Genomic DNA, 15,039 nt, shown 5'->3' on the forward strand with positions numbered 1-15,039 from the left:
AGATGGAAGCCATGGGCGGGTATTTGCTTGCGTCGGGAATACTGCTCGACAGCAACGGCAAGGCGCTGAAGGAGAAGCCGGATTTCGCGGCCTATTTCAGCAACGACTATCTGGTGGGGTAGACGAGTCTACCAAGCCACAGGCCGCCAGGCCAGAGGAGCGCGAAGCGATGCAGCTTCGGTCCAACCACATGCGCGCCTCATATGTCGGTCACCAGGCGTTTCAGCGCCTAGTTCTTCGCAATCTCGTAAAGCAGGGCGGTTTTGATATGCCGCCCGGGCTCGCCATTGAGCGACAGGGCGGCGGTGTAGAGTTTCGCGACGGCCGGGCAGAGACCCTCGAAGTCCTGGTTGGCGCTTGCGATCGCATCTATCTCGGCCGTCGTGCCGCCGTTCCTGGTAAAGGCATCTGCCACCAGTGACCAGTCCTGATCCACGGGCGCGGCCGCCCGCAGGCCGCTGCCCTTGGCTGCGCCAAAGGCGTGGAACAGCGTCGCGCCGATCTTGTCCATGTGCATCAGGAAATCCTGTTCCGGCATGCTCAGCGCGACCGGCCCGTCGCGAAGGTAGCGGTTGCACGTGGCGGGCGTTTCCCGCTCCATGACGTGTTTAAGCATGTCGAGCTGCGCGGCGAGCGCCTCCGAGGCGTTGCCGTCTGGCGCGGATGCTAGCAGAGGGGCGTATTTGTGCCTGAGATCGGCAACCAAGACACGGCTTGTGTTGCGTACTTCGGACTCACCGCCCCCCGCGGATGCCACTGCTGTGATCTTCTGGACAACTCCGTCATAGTCGTCCGGAAACTCCTGCTTGATTGCCTTAAAGATCTGGAATCCCTGGCTCAGAAGCTGATCGCTGACCTGGAAGGTGGTCAGCTTTGCCGAGCCGTCATGCGAACCCATCACCGTCTCATAGAGATATTTGCCGCCGGCAAAGCCGAGTGCCCAAGGCACTGCCTTCACTGCAACGAATGACAAAACGGCGACCGCCGCCAGGCCCAAACCCCTCCAACGCGACATGTGCCGGCCCTCCCGATTACTCGGTTACTCCGCCCAGAGGCGCAGCGCCTTCTTGCGGTCGGCCTCGGCGCGCTTGTGGTCGCCCTTGGCTTCCCATACCTCGATGCGCGATCCGTACGCGGCAGCGAAATTTGGCCTTAACCTGATCGCCTGGTTGAGATCGGCGATGGCACCGTCATAGTCGGCGTTGCGGGCGCGGATTGTGCCGCGGCCGAAATAACCGAAAACATTGTTGCGATCGAGTCTAAGCACGGTCTCGAAATCGCTGAGTGCTCCCGTGTCTTCATGGCGCTTCATGCGGAACATGGCGCGACCGGCATAGGCCCTTGGGTTCGCAGGGTCGAGACGGACAGCTTTCTCGTAATCCGCTAGTGCTCCGTCATAGTCCCCCTGGTAGCTGAGGTTGCGGCCACGATCGCTGTAGGTCACACCAATGTTTGGATCGATTGCGATCGCTTGGCTGAGGTCGGCGACGGCATGGGCATAATCGCCCTTTATCTCCCAAGCGAAGGCGCGGGCCACATATGCGTCCCGATATGCGGGGAATAGGGCGATTGCCTTGCCATATTGCGCGATGGCGTCGTCATAGTCGTCTTTGTTGTCCAGCACCTGCCCCTTTTCGAAAGCCGCCCTGGCTGCTGGTGGAATGCTGCCCTCTGAGGTCTTCGCTTGGCTCGCGATCTCGCCTGACGTCTTTGCCTTGGCCGCCACTGCAAGCTTGCGGCCCTTGCGGGCAAGGCTCATTTTCGGATCGAGCTTCAGCGCCTGATCGTAGTCCGCGATCGCCTTGTCGAAATCGCCCTTGGCGAACCAGGCGCTGCCACGCCCGAAATAGGTCGGCGCGTAACCGGCGTCGATTTCGATGGCGCGGCTGAAATCGGCAATGGCGCGATTAGCCTCCTTCTTTTTGCTCCAGGCGACGGCGCGGCCGAAATAGGCGTCGTGATTGGTCGGATAAAGCGTGATAACCTTGCTGTAGTCGTCGATTGCGGCGTCGTATTTGCCTTTGTCGGCAAGCGATATGCCGCGTCCGATATAGGCGGACGCCCGCTTCGGATCGAGCGCGATCGCACGGCTGTATTCAGCTATGGCGCGATCATATTTCCCCTTCTTGTAAAAGGCATCGCCGCGATCAATGACGACCTGGACGTTCTTCGGATCCGAGCCGACGGCGGCGGGCGCCGCGTGACCTTTCTTCAACGCGGCCACCGCCGCCTTGCGGGCAGTCCCGAAGTCTGGATTGTCGGGATGCAGTCTTATCGCCTGGTCGAAGTCTGCAATGGCGCCTTCATAATCTTTGCTGTCGGCCCGCTCTACGCCGCGCCCGTAATAGTTGAGGGCATCTTTCGGATCGATTTCGATCGCCGTCGAATAGGCATTGATCGCTTGGCCAGCATCGCCTTTCGCGTGCCAGGCCATGCCCATGCAGAAATACGCATCCACCGCCTTCGGATCAAGTTCTGCGGCCAGCCTACAATCGACGAGAGCGCCGTCGGCAGCGCCTGATGTGGCCTTGGCCAAGCCACGGCGAATACGGGCCGAGACCAAATTCGGCAGGACCCGGATCACTCTGTCATAGTCCGCGATCGCCCGATCATAAACTTGCTTGGAGTCCCAGGCCTTGCCACGGCCGAAATAGGCGAGGGGATTGCCGGGATCGAGTGCGATGGCCTTACCATAGGCGTCGATTGCCTGGTCATATTGGCGCGCATCCCACAAGCTGTCACCGTTGCGCACTGCAGCTAAAACGCGCGAGTCGGTCGCCTGAATGAGCGCTGCCATCTCAGCGGTGGAGAGCTTGCTGTTGGAGTGTACTTGGTGTGGGTCGAAGTGCGAGGTAGCAGGTTCGGCGCGCGCCACGGCGGCCGCCATATCCGCCGCTACCTTGCGGGCAACGGGATAGTCGCCATTGTTCGGATCGAACTGTATCGCCTGGTCGAAATCGGCGGTGGCGCCGTCATAGTCCTTCCTGTCGGCCCGTGCCATGCCGCGCCCATAATAGCTGGCGGCGTCTTTCGGATCGATCGCGATCGCTAATGAATAGGCCGCGATCGCCCGCCCGCCGTCGCCCTTGGCGTGCCAGGCCATGCCCTTGCAGAAGAACGCGTCGCGCGCCTTCGGGTCAAGCGTGGCGGCATGGCCGCAATCGGCAAGCGCGCCCTCGACATCGCCCAACATGGTTTTGGCCATTCCCCGGCGAATATGGGCCGAGACCAGATCCGGAACGAGCTGGATCACCCGATCATAGTCGGCGATCGCTAGGTCGTAGGCGCGCTTGGCGGCCCAGGCCTTGCCGCGGCCGAAATAGGCGAATGGGCTACTGGGGTCGAGCGCGATCGCCTTCTCATATTCTGCGATGGCATGCTCATATTTGCCCGCGTCCGAAAAGGTGTCGCCGCTCTGCACCGCGCTCAGGACGCGTGGGTCGGTCGCCTGGGCCGCCTCCAGCATCTTTGAGGCGGACAGCGTTCGGGTTGGGCTCGCTTTGCCTTGGCCGAGTTGCTTGGCCAAGGTTTCAACGGCGGCCGCAACAGAGGGCTGCGACTGTTGCATGCCCACTGGCGGAGCCGGCCTGTTTTCGCCAACGGCAGCCTGCTCGTCACAGCTTCCAGTCCGCTTCAGGTCGAGTTCGATGGCGCGCCGGCAATCGGCCGCCGCGCCGACCCGGTCGCCCTTGAGCATCCGGGCGCGGCTGCGGCCGAAATAGGCGTCGGCATTGTCGGGATCGAGGCTGATGGCCTGGTCGAAATCGAGCAGCGCGCCGTCCACGCCATATTTCGACAGCCGCATCTGGGCGCGCTCGAGCAGGGTCCGCGCGGTCGCCGGACCCCTGCCTGGCTTCGCGGCGGTCGGCTTGCCTTGCTCGCCGGGCAGGTGTTCCCAGCACGTGCCTGCCCGCTTCGGGTCGAGCTCGACGGCTCGCCGGCAGTCGCCGACGGCGAGGTCCAAATTGCCAAGCAAGGCCTCCGCGATCGACCGGTTGTAATAGGCATCGGCATTGTAGGGATCGAGGCCGACGACAAAGCTGAATGTGTCTATCGCGCCCTTGGGGTCGACCTGCATCTTCTGCAACCCCGATTTCATATTCCAGTCGATGGCGGCGGAATTGTCGCGCTTGGCGTAGAGTTGCGGCGGCTCATACGTGGGAGGCGCGGTAGGCTTGGCCGTCTGCGGCTCAGCTGGGATTGGGACATGAGCCTGACTGGTCGTAGCGCCTGGTGACTGCAGCACGGGTTGGCCTTTGGCCCTTCGCTTGCCAATCTGGACGCTCAGCCTTTCCTTTCGGTAGCCGGCGTTGGCCGGATCGAGCGCGATTGCCTTGTCCAGGTCCGCTATTGCCTTGTCAGGATCGCTCGCCTCCCAGACAAGTGCCCTCTCGAAATACGATTTTGGATCGTCGGAACTGATGGAAATCGCTTTGTCGAGATCGGCAAGCGCCTCCTTCGAATTGCCGACTCGAGCCATAGTCATGCCGCGCACGCGGTAAGCCGGGGCGTTGGCCGGGTCGCGGCGTACGGCTTCATCTAGATCGGCGATGGCGCGGGCATAATTCTTCTTTAAGCCCCAGCTCTTGGCACGGTTGAAGTAGAAAGCGGAACTTGCTGGATTGAGCCGGATCGCCTCGTCGAATGCGGCTATGGCGCGGGTATGGTCGCCCTTTTCCTGCCATTCTATACCGACCGCATTTTGGGCGGTGGCGGTTTTCTCGCCACCCCCGTCGCGCGGCTCGCCAAAAGCCTCGGCGATCCGGCGTGAGCAATCACGCCCTTTGCCTGCATCGACGCCGGCGATGTGCTTGCAATCGGCTTCCGCGCGCTTGCGCTCGCCCTTGGCGATCCATGAAAGTGCGCGGTCATGGTAAGGCGCCATGGGGTCCGCGCGGACGCTCTCTGCTTTGTCGTAATCGGCTTGGGCCCGCGCGGCGTCGCCCTTGTCCTCCCAGGCGACGCCGCGCACGCCATAGGCCATCTCGTTGGCGGGATCGATGTCGATCGCCTTGTCGCAATCGACAATCGCGCGGTCGTGCTCGCCTTTCTTGTTGAGTGCCCTGGCGCGGTCGGCATAGAGGTTGGCATCGTCCGGCGTGAGCGCGATTGCGCGAGTGTAGTCCGCGACGGCTCGCTCGAAATCTGCCTTGCTCTCCCAGGCAATGGCGCGGTTGGTAGAGGCGGGCACGTATGTCGGATCAAGCGCGAGCACCTCGGTCATGTCGGCGATGACGCGGTCGATATCGTTCTTCTGCGTGTAAGCCAGGCCACGCGAGAAATAGGCATTCACGCGAAGATCGGGAATCTCCGCGCTGTCCTCGGCGATGGGGGTGCAGGCGGCAATCTGCTGGTCGGCTGAGACGGTGCCGTCGCTGAAGCAGGTAGCGTAATCCTTGCTCTCGGCGAGCGCCGGACTGCCCAGGCCGCCAACCGCCGCAATCCCCGCCAGCGCCGCCAAAAGCGGCCCAAATGAAAGCCATGCAACGAATGCGCGGGCGAACGCGCCGGTGCGGCGTGACATGGTTTTGATCCTCCCCCCGGAGTTGCCGCGGTGGCGGCTGCAATCGCCTATATAGTTCTGTTTTTGTTCCTAAATGCAAGCAGAAATTGCGGAAGCTTATTCTGGGCTCGCTCTCGGCCGAAGGACGCAACTCTCCAGCCTGGCAGCCTACTTCGTCCCGAGTGCGATCGCCGACATCCTGTCCGCCTCGGCGCGTTCGCGGTTTCCTTAGCCTTCCACGACACGCTTCGGGCGCCATAGAAATCGGCGAACTTCTGAAGAGTGCGATCGCCTGTCGTAGTCGACGATGGCTTGGTGGTGATCGCCCTTGTGCGCCTTGTCGCTGTCGGCGATGGCGCGGTTGTTATCGCCTTTTGCCGCCCACGCGTAAGCGCGCTTGAAGTAGGCTATCGCCCGTTTGTCGGGGCGCTCAGCCTTGTCCTCGATGATTTGCGTGCAGGCTCGAGCCGGCGGGTCGGATCGGCCGCATTGCCGATGCAGGCCGCACAGCTCAAATTGGCGGCGATCCCCATGGCGCCTCGCCGGTCGAGGACGACGAGGCCGGCCAGCAGCAGCAACAGCGGCATTCGCCATTTTCGCACCAGCCGTATCAACCGGCTCTCATCCGCCCGGCCTGCCATTTGCCGGCCTTCCGCGATCAGCTGCCCGCCTTATTCCGGCTGAACAGCCGCCTTAGCCAGACCAGCGGCAGCAACAGCAGGAAGGCGCCCTTCTTCAGCACCACCAGGGCGAGCGCGATGAGGCCGACGCCGGCGGCCTTGCCGAATTTGACGCCGAGCATCGCCGCCAGGACGCCGAGCGCGCCGTAACCGGCCACTTTGTCGCCGCTGGAATGTTCGAAATAGGAGGAGCCGGCCTTCGGCTTGTAGGCGGCCGCCGATGCCTCGACGATCTTCAGCACGGAGTTGGCCGCGATGTTGCCGTCCACCGGCACGATCTTCATCGGGACATAACCCTGCCGGTCGAAGATCGAGACGGAGATGTTGATCGTCCTGTCGCCGCCCCAGTTCAGGATGTTGGCGTAGTAGAGGATGTTCCTGGCCTTGTCGACTTGCGGATAGACCAGCCAGCCGTCGAGGCGGATCTCCTGTCCGATGCGCTCAGACTGCGCCTTCACCGATTCCTTGAAGCTTTCCTCGATGGCGCTGATCTCTTCGCCGCGGCCGGCGCTATCCCAGTCGGCCAGGCTGACATAGCCGTCCGAGACCGGCTGCTCGACGGTGAGGTTGTCGATCTCCGGCGTGAAGCCGAAGATCAGCTGGTCGATCGTGCCGCACTGGTCACGGTCCCAGCCGAACTCCTTCACCACCAGATTGCACCTGTCCTCCGGCTTCAGGTAGATGGCGCCGCCGCCGGCCGGATTGATCGTGCCCCTGGCGGCGTTGAGCGGCTGGGTGAAATTCTGCGGGTGATAGTCCGCATCCCCGGCATGCACGATCGCCGGCTCCGCCAGCATAAAGGCCTGCGCCAGCAGGATGAAACGCAGATTTTCCCTGATCGATTTGTACATGCTCCCCCTCCCGGCAACGGGACCCCAAACCCTCACGCCTTCGTGATCTAAGGGGATTTCGGCCGCAAGTACAAGTCCGAAAAGTTCTTTTTTTGTTCTTCGTTAAGATCGCAGCGCTACTGCTGCAGGTTCGCAGCGATATTGTCTCTCACATATCGATCATCGACCGCTTCACCCGCCCGATGATGGTGATCGCGCCTTCGAGCTCCGGCGGCGGAATATCGAGATAGGACGCCGGCTGGAACGGCGGATTATCGTTCGGCCGCCAGCGCTTGTAGGTGGCGCGGCCGGTTTCGTCGGCGATCACATAGCAGCCATTGGTCACCAGCCGCTTGTCGCGCAGGTTGACGAAGATGATCGAATCCGGCGGCGAGATCTTGTTCATCGACGGTCCGTCGACGCGCAGCGCAATCCACTCGCCTTCCTCGAGGTCGGCAGTGGGGATGGTCGGATAGTCGGAGAGGTTGACCACGCTGTCCTGGCTGCCGAGCTCGCCGGCGCTGATCCATGATACGATCGGCACGTCGATGGTGATAGGCGAGGGGGCGAGGTGCACAGGCGCGGCTTCGGCGCCGTCGCCGTCAAACAACAGCCAGCCGGGGTCGACGCCGAACAGCCGGCCGTATTTCTCCGCCGCCTTGCGCGACAGCGGCCGGTTGCCGTTCTCGTGGCTGATGAGTGTGTTCTTGTTGATGTCGCGCAAGGCGCGGGCCGCATCGCTGGGCGAGGCATAGCCGGCCTGGGCGCGCGCCTGCTGCAGTCTGTGCCGAGAATCCATCATCGTACAAAATGCCTGAAAATTATCGTCCAAACTGTACGATTTCGCTTGCGCGGCATTCGTACATAACGTACGCTTAGCGCATGAATGAGCATACCGCAAGCATTTCCGCATTCCCTGCGAACATCCAGCAACTGCCCACGAGCATCTCGGGGCTAATTGATTCCTGGCAGAGCATCGCCGCCTTCGCCGCCGATGTCGGCTGCGGCTATGAAGCCGCCCGCCAGATGCGCCGTCGCGGACGCATCGCGCCGCAGCACTGGCCGCATGTGGTGGCCGCGAGCCGCAGGCGCGGCATTGCCGGCGTCAGCTACGAATGGCTGGCGGGCCGTCGCGCCGCTGCCGCCATGCAAGGGGAGGCGGCATGAACGCGCTTGGCTCGCCTGTCGAATTCCAATCGTCCGGGCTGTCCTCCTCCCCGGCCCGGACGCTTTCCGGGGCTTCTGCCCCGGATCCGGCTGAACCGCCCGCACCCCGGTTCACCGGAACGGCCGGAGCCGCTCCTCCCCCGGCTCCGGCCCCCAATTCGGGCCGGCCCGTCTCCTGCATCCGCACCGAGGACGGCACCGTCATCCTCTTCGACCGCGCGGCGGGCCTGGCGGTGTCGGGGCTCACGCGGGCCGCCGCCGAGGCGACGCTTCTTCGCCTGCTTGGTGCGGCGCCGGAGCAATTCCAGGAAAAGTGCGAAGCGGTTTTCCGTCCGGAATTGCGTCAAAACAACGAGATGGAGCGCTTCGCCGTTTCCGCAAAACAGCGAAGCGCTCCAGGCGCCCCCTGATCCCAACTTTTTCCCTGACCTGACCAACGGCCTCGCGGCCGAACCCTGGCGCTTGGCCTCATGCCGAGCGCTTCGCAACCTTTCGCAAGCAACCGGAATGAGACATGGCCGCCTACACCGAAAAGGAAATCGACGAGATCGCCGCATGGCTGAAGGAGGGGCTTTCCGCCTCGCGCATTGCCGGCCGCTTCAGCGCGCTGCGCGGCAGCCCGGTCTCGCGCAACGCCATTATCGGCATCGTGCACCGCAACGCCGGCCTCTCCGCCATCGGCTTTGCCAACCCGAAGGGCGGCCGCTCCGGCGGCAGGCCGAGGAGGAACGCGCGGCCGGATCGTCCAGGCCGGCGGGGCAGGGCGGCGGCTGGAGGTGCCACGCTCTCCGAGCCGGCGGCGCTTTCGAAACGGGTCGAGGAAGCCGGCGCCGCAGCAGCCAGTCTCCCCCTTTTTGGGGAAGATATCCGGCAGGACAGAGGGGGGCGCTGTCCCGGCGACCTATCCGCCGTTGAGCTGTCCGCGCAGGCAGATGCGCGCACTCCACACAAGCCCAGAAGATCCAAAGCCCGCAAACCCGCGCGGACGCTGCCGCCCGCCTGGCTTTCCCCCGGCACCCGCGAAAAATCCGACGGCCAGCTCTACAAGCTTCCCGCGCCGCCGCCCCCGGTAAACCCCGGCCGCCAGCCGCATGTCGCGGCCATGCGCTTCCTCGATTGCCTGTTCGAGCGCTGCCGCGCGCCGATCGATTTCGCGCTGCGCGAGGAGGCGGACGACGATCCTATCGGCGTGCGGCCGGGACCGGACATGCTCTGCTGCGGCCTGCCGACCTCGGCCACGCGCTCCTACTGCGCGCATCATCATGCGCGGTTTCACGGCCATCGCGGGAGGGGGCAATGATCGCGCCGGCACTGAAACCGCCAATCTCCCCCCTTGCGGGGAAGATGTCGCCGAAGGCGACAGAGGGGGTCGCGGCGCGTGAAGCGCCAGCCTCTTCTTGCGGCATCTGCAAGGCGCTGGAGCTCTACGTGAGACGACCCCCTCTGGCCTGCCGGCCATCTCCCCCGCAAGGGGGGAGATCCGAGCTCCTCCGCCTTCGCGAGCCCACCTCATGAGCGGCACGGTCTGGTCGAGATTCTTCTGGTCGGACTGGGAGTCGGATCCGAACCTGCGCCTCTGCTCGCTGGCCGCCCAGGGCCTGTGGATGCGGATGCTCTGCATTGCCGCAGCGCATCAGCCGGTCGGCTATGTCGCGATCGCCGGCAAGGGGCTGGATGAGTCAGCGCTCGCCCGCCTCGCCGGCTGCTCCGAGGCGGAGCTAGCGGCGCTGCTTGCCGAGCTCGAGCAGAACGGTGTCTTCTCGCGCGACCGCCAGGGCCGGATTTATTCCCGGCGCATGATCGCCGATGCCCGCAAGGCCCGCGCGGCGCGCCGCAACGGCCTCAAGGGCGGCAATCCAAGTCTCTCGAAAGAAAGCGCTTTTTCACCTTCGGATAAGCCATGGGTAAAGGCCGAAGATAAGGGGGAGGATAAACCCCAGAGTCCAGAAGCCAAGAGTCCAGAATCCAAGAATCCAATAGCCATAGATCCATCGGGAGAAAACGCCCTGGCGTTTTCTTCCCGGGCTGCCGCTCCGCGGCAAAAGAACGAGAAATCAGTTTCGGGCCGTTCAGACGGAGCCGGACAGAACTGGCAGCGCCGCAAGACGCATGTCGATGCCGCCAACGCAATCATCGAGGAGATCAATGACCGCAGCCGAATTGCAGCAGGCGGCGAAGGCGCTGGCCGCGATGTTCAGTTGCTTCCCGCAATCCGCGCTCGCTGATGCCGAGATGCAGCTGCGCGGCTATCTCGCCGCCGTGCAGGATGCCGAGCTTCAAGACGTGCAAGCCGCGATCCAGCGCTTCATCCGCGGCGAGGCCAAGGTCGACAACGCCCAGTTCTGCCCGTCCAGCGCCCAGCTTTCGATCGAGGTGCGGGAGAGAAGGCTAATGCGGGAGCTGCTGGCGAAGCGGGGGGCGCAGTCATGTGTGAAGCTGGTGAAGGTATAGGCGCCGGCTAATTTCGAAACGCCGGCGGGACAGCCCCCTCTGTCCTACCGGACATCTCCCCCCACAAGGGGGGAGATCAGCCTTCGCCACCGCTTTCGCCAAGATCGCAGGTAGGAGCGGGGGCGCCCAAGCTGCCAATCTCCCCGCAAGTGGGGGAGATGCCCGGCAGGGCAGAGGGGGGCGCGAAGGAACTCAGCCTCTCCCGTTGGCCCACAGCCACCCACAACCAAGGACCCAGCCATGCCCCGGAAAGCCTCGAAAAAACCCCAACCCCCAAAGCTCCCCAAGGGCGAGGCCGAGCAGGTGCGCATCCGCCGCGAGATCGGCCATGATTTCGCGCTGAAGCAAGACCCATTCGGCCGCCAGCGCCTCACCGCCGGCACGGCGGAGGCGCGCCGCGTCTACGAGGTGTCGAACGGCGGCTACACCTCGACCGGCGGCATCGTGCGCCTGCGCAATGTCGATCCGCTGGTCGGCATCACCTCGCTCAGCCGCCAGCAGCGCGAGGCCGGCCAGCGTTTTCGCGACGATTTCGAGCGCGCCAAGCGCCAGGGCCTGCAGCCGCAATCCTGGAGCGAGCGCGTCGACGGCGGCCGCGTCGGCGGCGGCGTCCCCGACCGCGTGCTGTCAGCCGGCCGGGCGCATGCCCGCACGGCGGCAGCGCTTGCCCACTGGGAGGTGGCGGAAGTGGTGCGCAAGATCTGCCTCGAAGGCCAGTCGGTGAAGGCCATCGCCGAACGCAGCGGCGACGGCCGCGACGTGGTGGTCAAGCTGCTGAAGGTCGGGCTGGATCTGCTGGCGGTGCATTATGGGATGATGATGGGGAGAAAGGTGGGGTGAGTGGAAAACGATGTGCCTAGCTTGCGCCGGATCGAAAGCTGCTTATGTGACTATGCAGCTGGAGTGACTGAATGCGTTTCATTAGACTTGTTTTCGGTTCAATGATGTTCATGATCGGCGTCGCTGCAGTAATTGCGACCGTGTTTAGCGCCCATCCTATTCTCAACACCGCAATGTTGATGACACTGCTGTTTGTGCTTAAGGCCGCCTTGGGGCATCTAAAATCGAGCTGGCAATGACCGTTGATCCAGACTCATTGCCGGATTGAAGATGACCCGGCCAGCCGACCACGACCAACTCGCTTCGCAGTGAGTCATCCAGTCTAGAAGAGGCGCTTTGAACAGCCAATGAAATACGCCGACGGAAACCTTGCCAGGCTTGGCGACCGCGTTTTCCTCGGGAAGGGAACGAGGGAACGGTGGTCTGCTCGCTCGATACGGACGAATACTCGGAAGAGTATCCGCGAGAAGTCCTCGGCTACCTGAAAGAGGGAGTCATGATCCTGTCCGAGAAAGCAGGACTGATCCACTATGTACAGCCCGAGACCGGCATGCGGCTGCTCGAGAGGAAGAAATGAGGCTTGCGCCGCCGCCCGATCCGGCAGCAAAAAATCGCATGGATTGCTGAGGAACTGAGAAGCGGCTGATAGGGATGAAACTCAACCGCTTGGCGTGAAGCGGTGAATCAAGTTCTGATCCGCGCGAAGTCCCAAATCGCAGACACCGGCGCTGCCCCTCATCCGCCTGCCGGCACCTTCTCCCCGTATAGTGACGGGGAGAAGGGGCTTGCCGCAATGCCGCGCCTCTTCTGCCGCGTTGGCGATTGGCGAAAGCGGCGATGACAGCCCCTTTCTCCCCGTCACTATACGGGGGAAATGCCCGGCAGGGCAATGAGGGGCGGCGCCGACCAGCGACAGTTATCGATGCGTTCGTTTGAGTGGTTTCGGCAGGCAAGCCTCAGCCACCTTTCTTCAGCGGCTTTGGCCCATCTTCGTCAGGCGCCCCCTCCCACCCAAACACGCTCCGCCCTCCCAGCAGATGCGACTGGTCCATCTCGCCGGCGACGATCTCCTTCAGGCTCGGTCCGGTCACATAGCGCTCCATCCGGCGTGACTCGCCGTCCAGCCGCTTGAGCGCCTGCAGCTCTTCGTCCCGCCCGAGCTTCGCTTTGCCCACCGCCGATTTCAGCACCGAGATCGTCTCGTCATAGACTTTTAGCGGCACCGGGAAGGGGTGGCGGTCCTTGCCGCCGTGGGCGAGCGAGAAGCGCGCCGGGTCGGAGAAGCGGTAGGGCGCGCCGTGCACCACTTCGGAGACCATGGCGAGCGCGCGCACCGTGCGCGGGCCGACGCCGGGAACCAGCAGCAGCTCGGGGAAATCCTTCGGACCGTTTTCTATTGCCGCGGAAATATTGCCATGCAGCCGGCGCATGACGATGTCGCTCTCACGCACGTCGTGATGCGCGGGCATGACGAGGTTGGGCAGCAGCGGCTGCGCCGCGGGGTCCGGCGGCGGGGCCGGCTCCAGCACGGCAAGCTCGGTCAAGATCTTCTCCGGGCTCATCGTCTTCAAGAGCGCGATCTGGCCGCCGCGCGCTTTCTCGGCGCGATGGTCGGTGAGGTTGACGATCTCGCCTTGGCGTTCGCCCTCGATCGCCGCATGCGGCTGGTCGACGAAGCTTTTGAGCCCCTCCGAAAGCCAGTGATAGCGGCGTGCCTGGCGGGCGTCGCCGTTCATGCCCTGCTGAACCACCACCCAGCGCCCGTCATCGCTGACGATGAAGCCGTGCAGGTAGAGATCGTAGCCGTCCTGCACGGCGGCGCTATCGACCTTGGCGACCAGCCGGCTGGCGGTGGCGAGAGCTTGGCCGTCGAGACCGACATGGTCGCCGATCGCCAGCAGCTCGCCCGGCGTCTTGCGCGAATGCGCGCCGCGCCCGCCGCAGACATGAATGCCAAGCTCGCCGGCCATCGGGTTGAGCCCCCGTTTCAGCGCCCCGATGACGGAAGTGGTGATGCCGGAAGAATGCCAGTCCATGCCCATCACGGCCCCGAAAGACTGGAACCAGAAGGGATGCGCCAGGCGCCGCAAAAGCTCGTCGCGGCCGTAGTGGTGGATGATGGCTTCGCACAGCACCGCGCCGAGCTTCGTCATGCGATCGCCCAGCCACTTCGGGACCCGCCCGCCATGCAGCGGCAGGTCGGCGCTGCCGCTTCGCTGCGTCACGTTGCTTCCCCTTATGAATGCCGGCTTCTAGATGGCGTTTTGGCGGGAATTTGCAAGGCGCAGCCGCAGCCAATGTCCGGCCGTGTCGGTAACGCCAAACCCGCACGCGTTCCAGCACCCGGCGGTGATGGTGCCAGTACCCTCACCCACTTCACGTGGCAGTGGCGGACGTCGCCCGCATGCAACGGGCGCGGGATGTGGAGACGGACACACCCCGGCGACATCTCCCTCGACGAAGGGGAGATGTCGCCGGTCTTGGGCGCTGGTCGGTCAGCGCCGGCAGATGCGGATCTTTTCGATGACGCGGTGGTGATGGCGCCAGTGCTTCACGATCTTGATCCGGCAATTATCGCGATAATACCGGTTATGATGGCGCACCACATAACGCTCGCGATAGGGAGTGTAGTAGTCGTCACCGTAGACGTGCCGGTAATAGCGGTGAGGGTAATACCCGCCATGGTAGTCACCATAGTAATCGCCGTAGCTAGGGCCGACGCCGATGCCGAACTCAACACTGCCGGCACTCGCCGGCGCGATCGCAAACGCCGAGGCGATGGCGATCATCGAAGCAAGCAGAAGCTTTTTCATCGCTGCCTCCTGAGGTTCGATGGTTGCCCCTTCGAGGCACAAACGGTTTCGAGACGGGTGGTGTTCCGAGAAAGTTAGGCGGCGATCCTGGGCCCAGCAAGGAGCGAAGCGGCCCCGAAGCTGTCGATCTTCGCCCTTGTGGGGGAGATCACGCTATCCTTCGCCCCGCTGTCTTCGATCTTCGGAGTCGCCATATCGCCACCTGCTGTCGCCGCTCAGCGCGTGCGCGTTCTGCGTCATCGTCTATGCAACGTCCAGCCAATCCCAACCGCAGGAGCCTGCCATGACCAAGCCTACCATCCTGAAATTCGGCCCCGTCGAGCATGGCGATGGCGGCGATCTGCCGGGCTGGATCGCGGTCGAGGGGTCCCCGACCATGCAGACGGCCGTCCAGCACACCAGCGAGGACGGCAAGGTGATGTCCGGCACCTGGCGCGCTTCGCCCGGCACCTATCACGCCACCTACACCGACTATGAATTCGTCCACATGATCGCCGGCCGCATCCTCATCACGCCCGACGGCGGCGAGCCGGTCGAGGTCGGCCCCGGCGACGCCTTCGTGGTCGAAGCCGATTTCAGGGGCACCTGGAAGATCCTCGAGCCGGTGACCAAGCATTTTGTGGTTGTGATGGGGTAGGGCGCCTTTCTCCCCCCTCGAGGGGGAGATGTCGCCGAAGGTGTCCGAACCGGATAGATAGGTAACAGAATGGACCGATTAGATGGGTGACAGTTTTCTCGCCAGCCGGGAGGACCGG

General features: G+C 63.7%; 16 protein-coding genes. 9 read left to right on the forward strand and 7 right to left on the reverse strand.

What is annotated here, in order from left to right:
• Nucleotides 1-229 precede the first annotated feature (229 nt).
• The 5 genes from CK220_RS21695 to CK220_RS21715 all read right to left on the reverse strand — a co-directional run bounded on the left by CK220_RS21695 (nucleotide 230) and on the right by CK220_RS21715 (nucleotide 7,815).
• Nucleotides 230-997, reverse strand: coding sequence for a hypothetical protein (locus CK220_RS21695; RefSeq protein ID WP_245429336.1), 768 nt, complete (start codon nucleotides 995-997; stop codon nucleotides 230-232).
• A 42-nt stretch (nucleotides 998-1,039) separates the two neighbouring features.
• Complete coding sequence (locus tag CK220_RS21700; RefSeq protein WP_095813484.1) at nucleotides 1,040-5,524, reverse strand: tetratricopeptide repeat protein; 4,485 nt, start codon at nucleotides 5,522-5,524, stop codon at nucleotides 1,040-1,042.
• Between the two features lie 207 nt (nucleotides 5,525-5,731).
• On the reverse strand, nucleotides 5,732-6,097 hold the full coding sequence (locus CK220_RS31550) for a hypothetical protein (RefSeq protein ID WP_141245196.1): 366 nt from the start codon (nucleotides 6,095-6,097) through the stop codon (nucleotides 5,732-5,734).
• Nucleotides 6,098-6,161: 64 nt separating this feature from the next.
• The gene (locus CK220_RS21710) at nucleotides 6,162-7,034 is read right to left on the reverse strand and encodes a DUF2167 domain-containing protein (protein WP_095813486.1); all 873 of its coding nucleotides are present in this window, start codon (nucleotides 7,032-7,034) and stop codon (nucleotides 6,162-6,164) included.
• A 148-nt stretch (nucleotides 7,035-7,182) separates the two neighbouring features.
• Complete coding sequence (locus CK220_RS21715) at nucleotides 7,183-7,815, reverse strand: S24 family peptidase (RefSeq protein WP_095813487.1); 633 nt, start codon at nucleotides 7,813-7,815, stop codon at nucleotides 7,183-7,185.
• A gap of 80 nt (nucleotides 7,816-7,895) precedes the next feature.
• Here CK220_RS21715 and CK220_RS21720 point away from each other — a divergent pair, with 80 nt between their 5' ends.
• The 8 genes from CK220_RS21720 (at nucleotide 7,896) to CK220_RS32020 (ending at nucleotide 12,048) form a co-directional block, all read left to right on the forward strand.
• Complete coding sequence (locus CK220_RS21720) at nucleotides 7,896-8,180, forward strand: hypothetical protein (RefSeq protein ID WP_245429337.1); 285 nt, start codon at nucleotides 7,896-7,898, stop codon at nucleotides 8,178-8,180.
• The gene (locus CK220_RS21725; protein WP_245429338.1) at nucleotides 8,177-8,590 is read left to right on the forward strand and encodes a hypothetical protein; all 414 of its coding nucleotides are present in this window, start codon (nucleotides 8,177-8,179) and stop codon (nucleotides 8,588-8,590) included. The genes CK220_RS21720 and CK220_RS21725 overlap by 4 nt, the downstream gene beginning before the upstream one ends.
• A 104-nt stretch (nucleotides 8,591-8,694) precedes the next feature.
• Entirely contained in the window at nucleotides 8,695-9,480 is a 786-nt protein-coding gene (locus tag CK220_RS21730; RefSeq protein WP_095813488.1) for a GcrA cell cycle regulator, read from the forward strand.
• A gap of 211 nt (nucleotides 9,481-9,691) precedes the next feature.
• Nucleotides 9,692-10,405, forward strand: coding sequence for a hypothetical protein (locus CK220_RS21735; protein ID WP_095813489.1), 714 nt, complete (start codon nucleotides 9,692-9,694; stop codon nucleotides 10,403-10,405).
• Nucleotides 10,326-10,631, forward strand: coding sequence for a hypothetical protein (locus CK220_RS21740; protein ID WP_141245197.1), 306 nt, complete (start codon nucleotides 10,326-10,328; stop codon nucleotides 10,629-10,631). The genes CK220_RS21735 and CK220_RS21740 overlap by 80 nt, the downstream gene beginning before the upstream one ends.
• A gap of 240 nt (nucleotides 10,632-10,871) precedes the next feature.
• Nucleotides 10,872-11,471: a DUF6456 domain-containing protein gene (locus CK220_RS21745; RefSeq protein WP_095813491.1), complete on the forward strand. Its 600-nt coding sequence runs from the start codon at nucleotides 10,872-10,874 to the stop codon at nucleotides 11,469-11,471.
• A gap of 71 nt (nucleotides 11,472-11,542) precedes the next feature.
• On the forward strand, nucleotides 11,543-11,710 hold the full coding sequence (locus CK220_RS32015) for a hypothetical protein (protein ID WP_176479155.1): 168 nt from the start codon (nucleotides 11,543-11,545) through the stop codon (nucleotides 11,708-11,710).
• A 179-nt stretch (nucleotides 11,711-11,889) separates the two neighbouring features.
• Nucleotides 11,890-12,048, forward strand: a complete 159-nt coding sequence (locus tag CK220_RS32020) for a hypothetical protein (protein ID WP_176479156.1) — start codon at nucleotides 11,890-11,892, stop codon at nucleotides 12,046-12,048.
• A gap of 379 nt (nucleotides 12,049-12,427) precedes the next feature.
• Here the strand turns inward: CK220_RS32020 and CK220_RS21750 are convergent, their stop codons facing one another.
• Entirely contained in the window at nucleotides 12,428-13,696 is a 1,269-nt protein-coding gene (locus tag CK220_RS21750; protein ID WP_095813492.1) for a DUF763 domain-containing protein, read from the reverse strand.
• Between the two features lie 270 nt (nucleotides 13,697-13,966).
• Nucleotides 13,967-14,284 (reverse strand): hypothetical protein, encoded by a 318-nt coding sequence (locus tag CK220_RS21755; RefSeq protein WP_095813493.1) that lies wholly within the window; start codon nucleotides 14,282-14,284, stop codon nucleotides 13,967-13,969.
• A gap of 283 nt (nucleotides 14,285-14,567) precedes the next feature.
• Between CK220_RS21755 and CK220_RS21760 the strand changes: the two genes are divergently transcribed.
• On the forward strand, nucleotides 14,568-14,921 hold the full coding sequence (locus tag CK220_RS21760) for a cupin domain-containing protein (RefSeq protein ID WP_095813494.1): 354 nt from the start codon (nucleotides 14,568-14,570) through the stop codon (nucleotides 14,919-14,921).
• The last annotated feature ends 118 nt before the right edge of the window (nucleotides 14,922-15,039 follow it).

The sequence above is a fragment of the Mesorhizobium sp. WSM3860 genome (assembly GCF_002294995.1).
Taxonomy (GTDB): domain Bacteria; phylum Pseudomonadota; class Alphaproteobacteria; order Rhizobiales; family Rhizobiaceae; genus Mesorhizobium.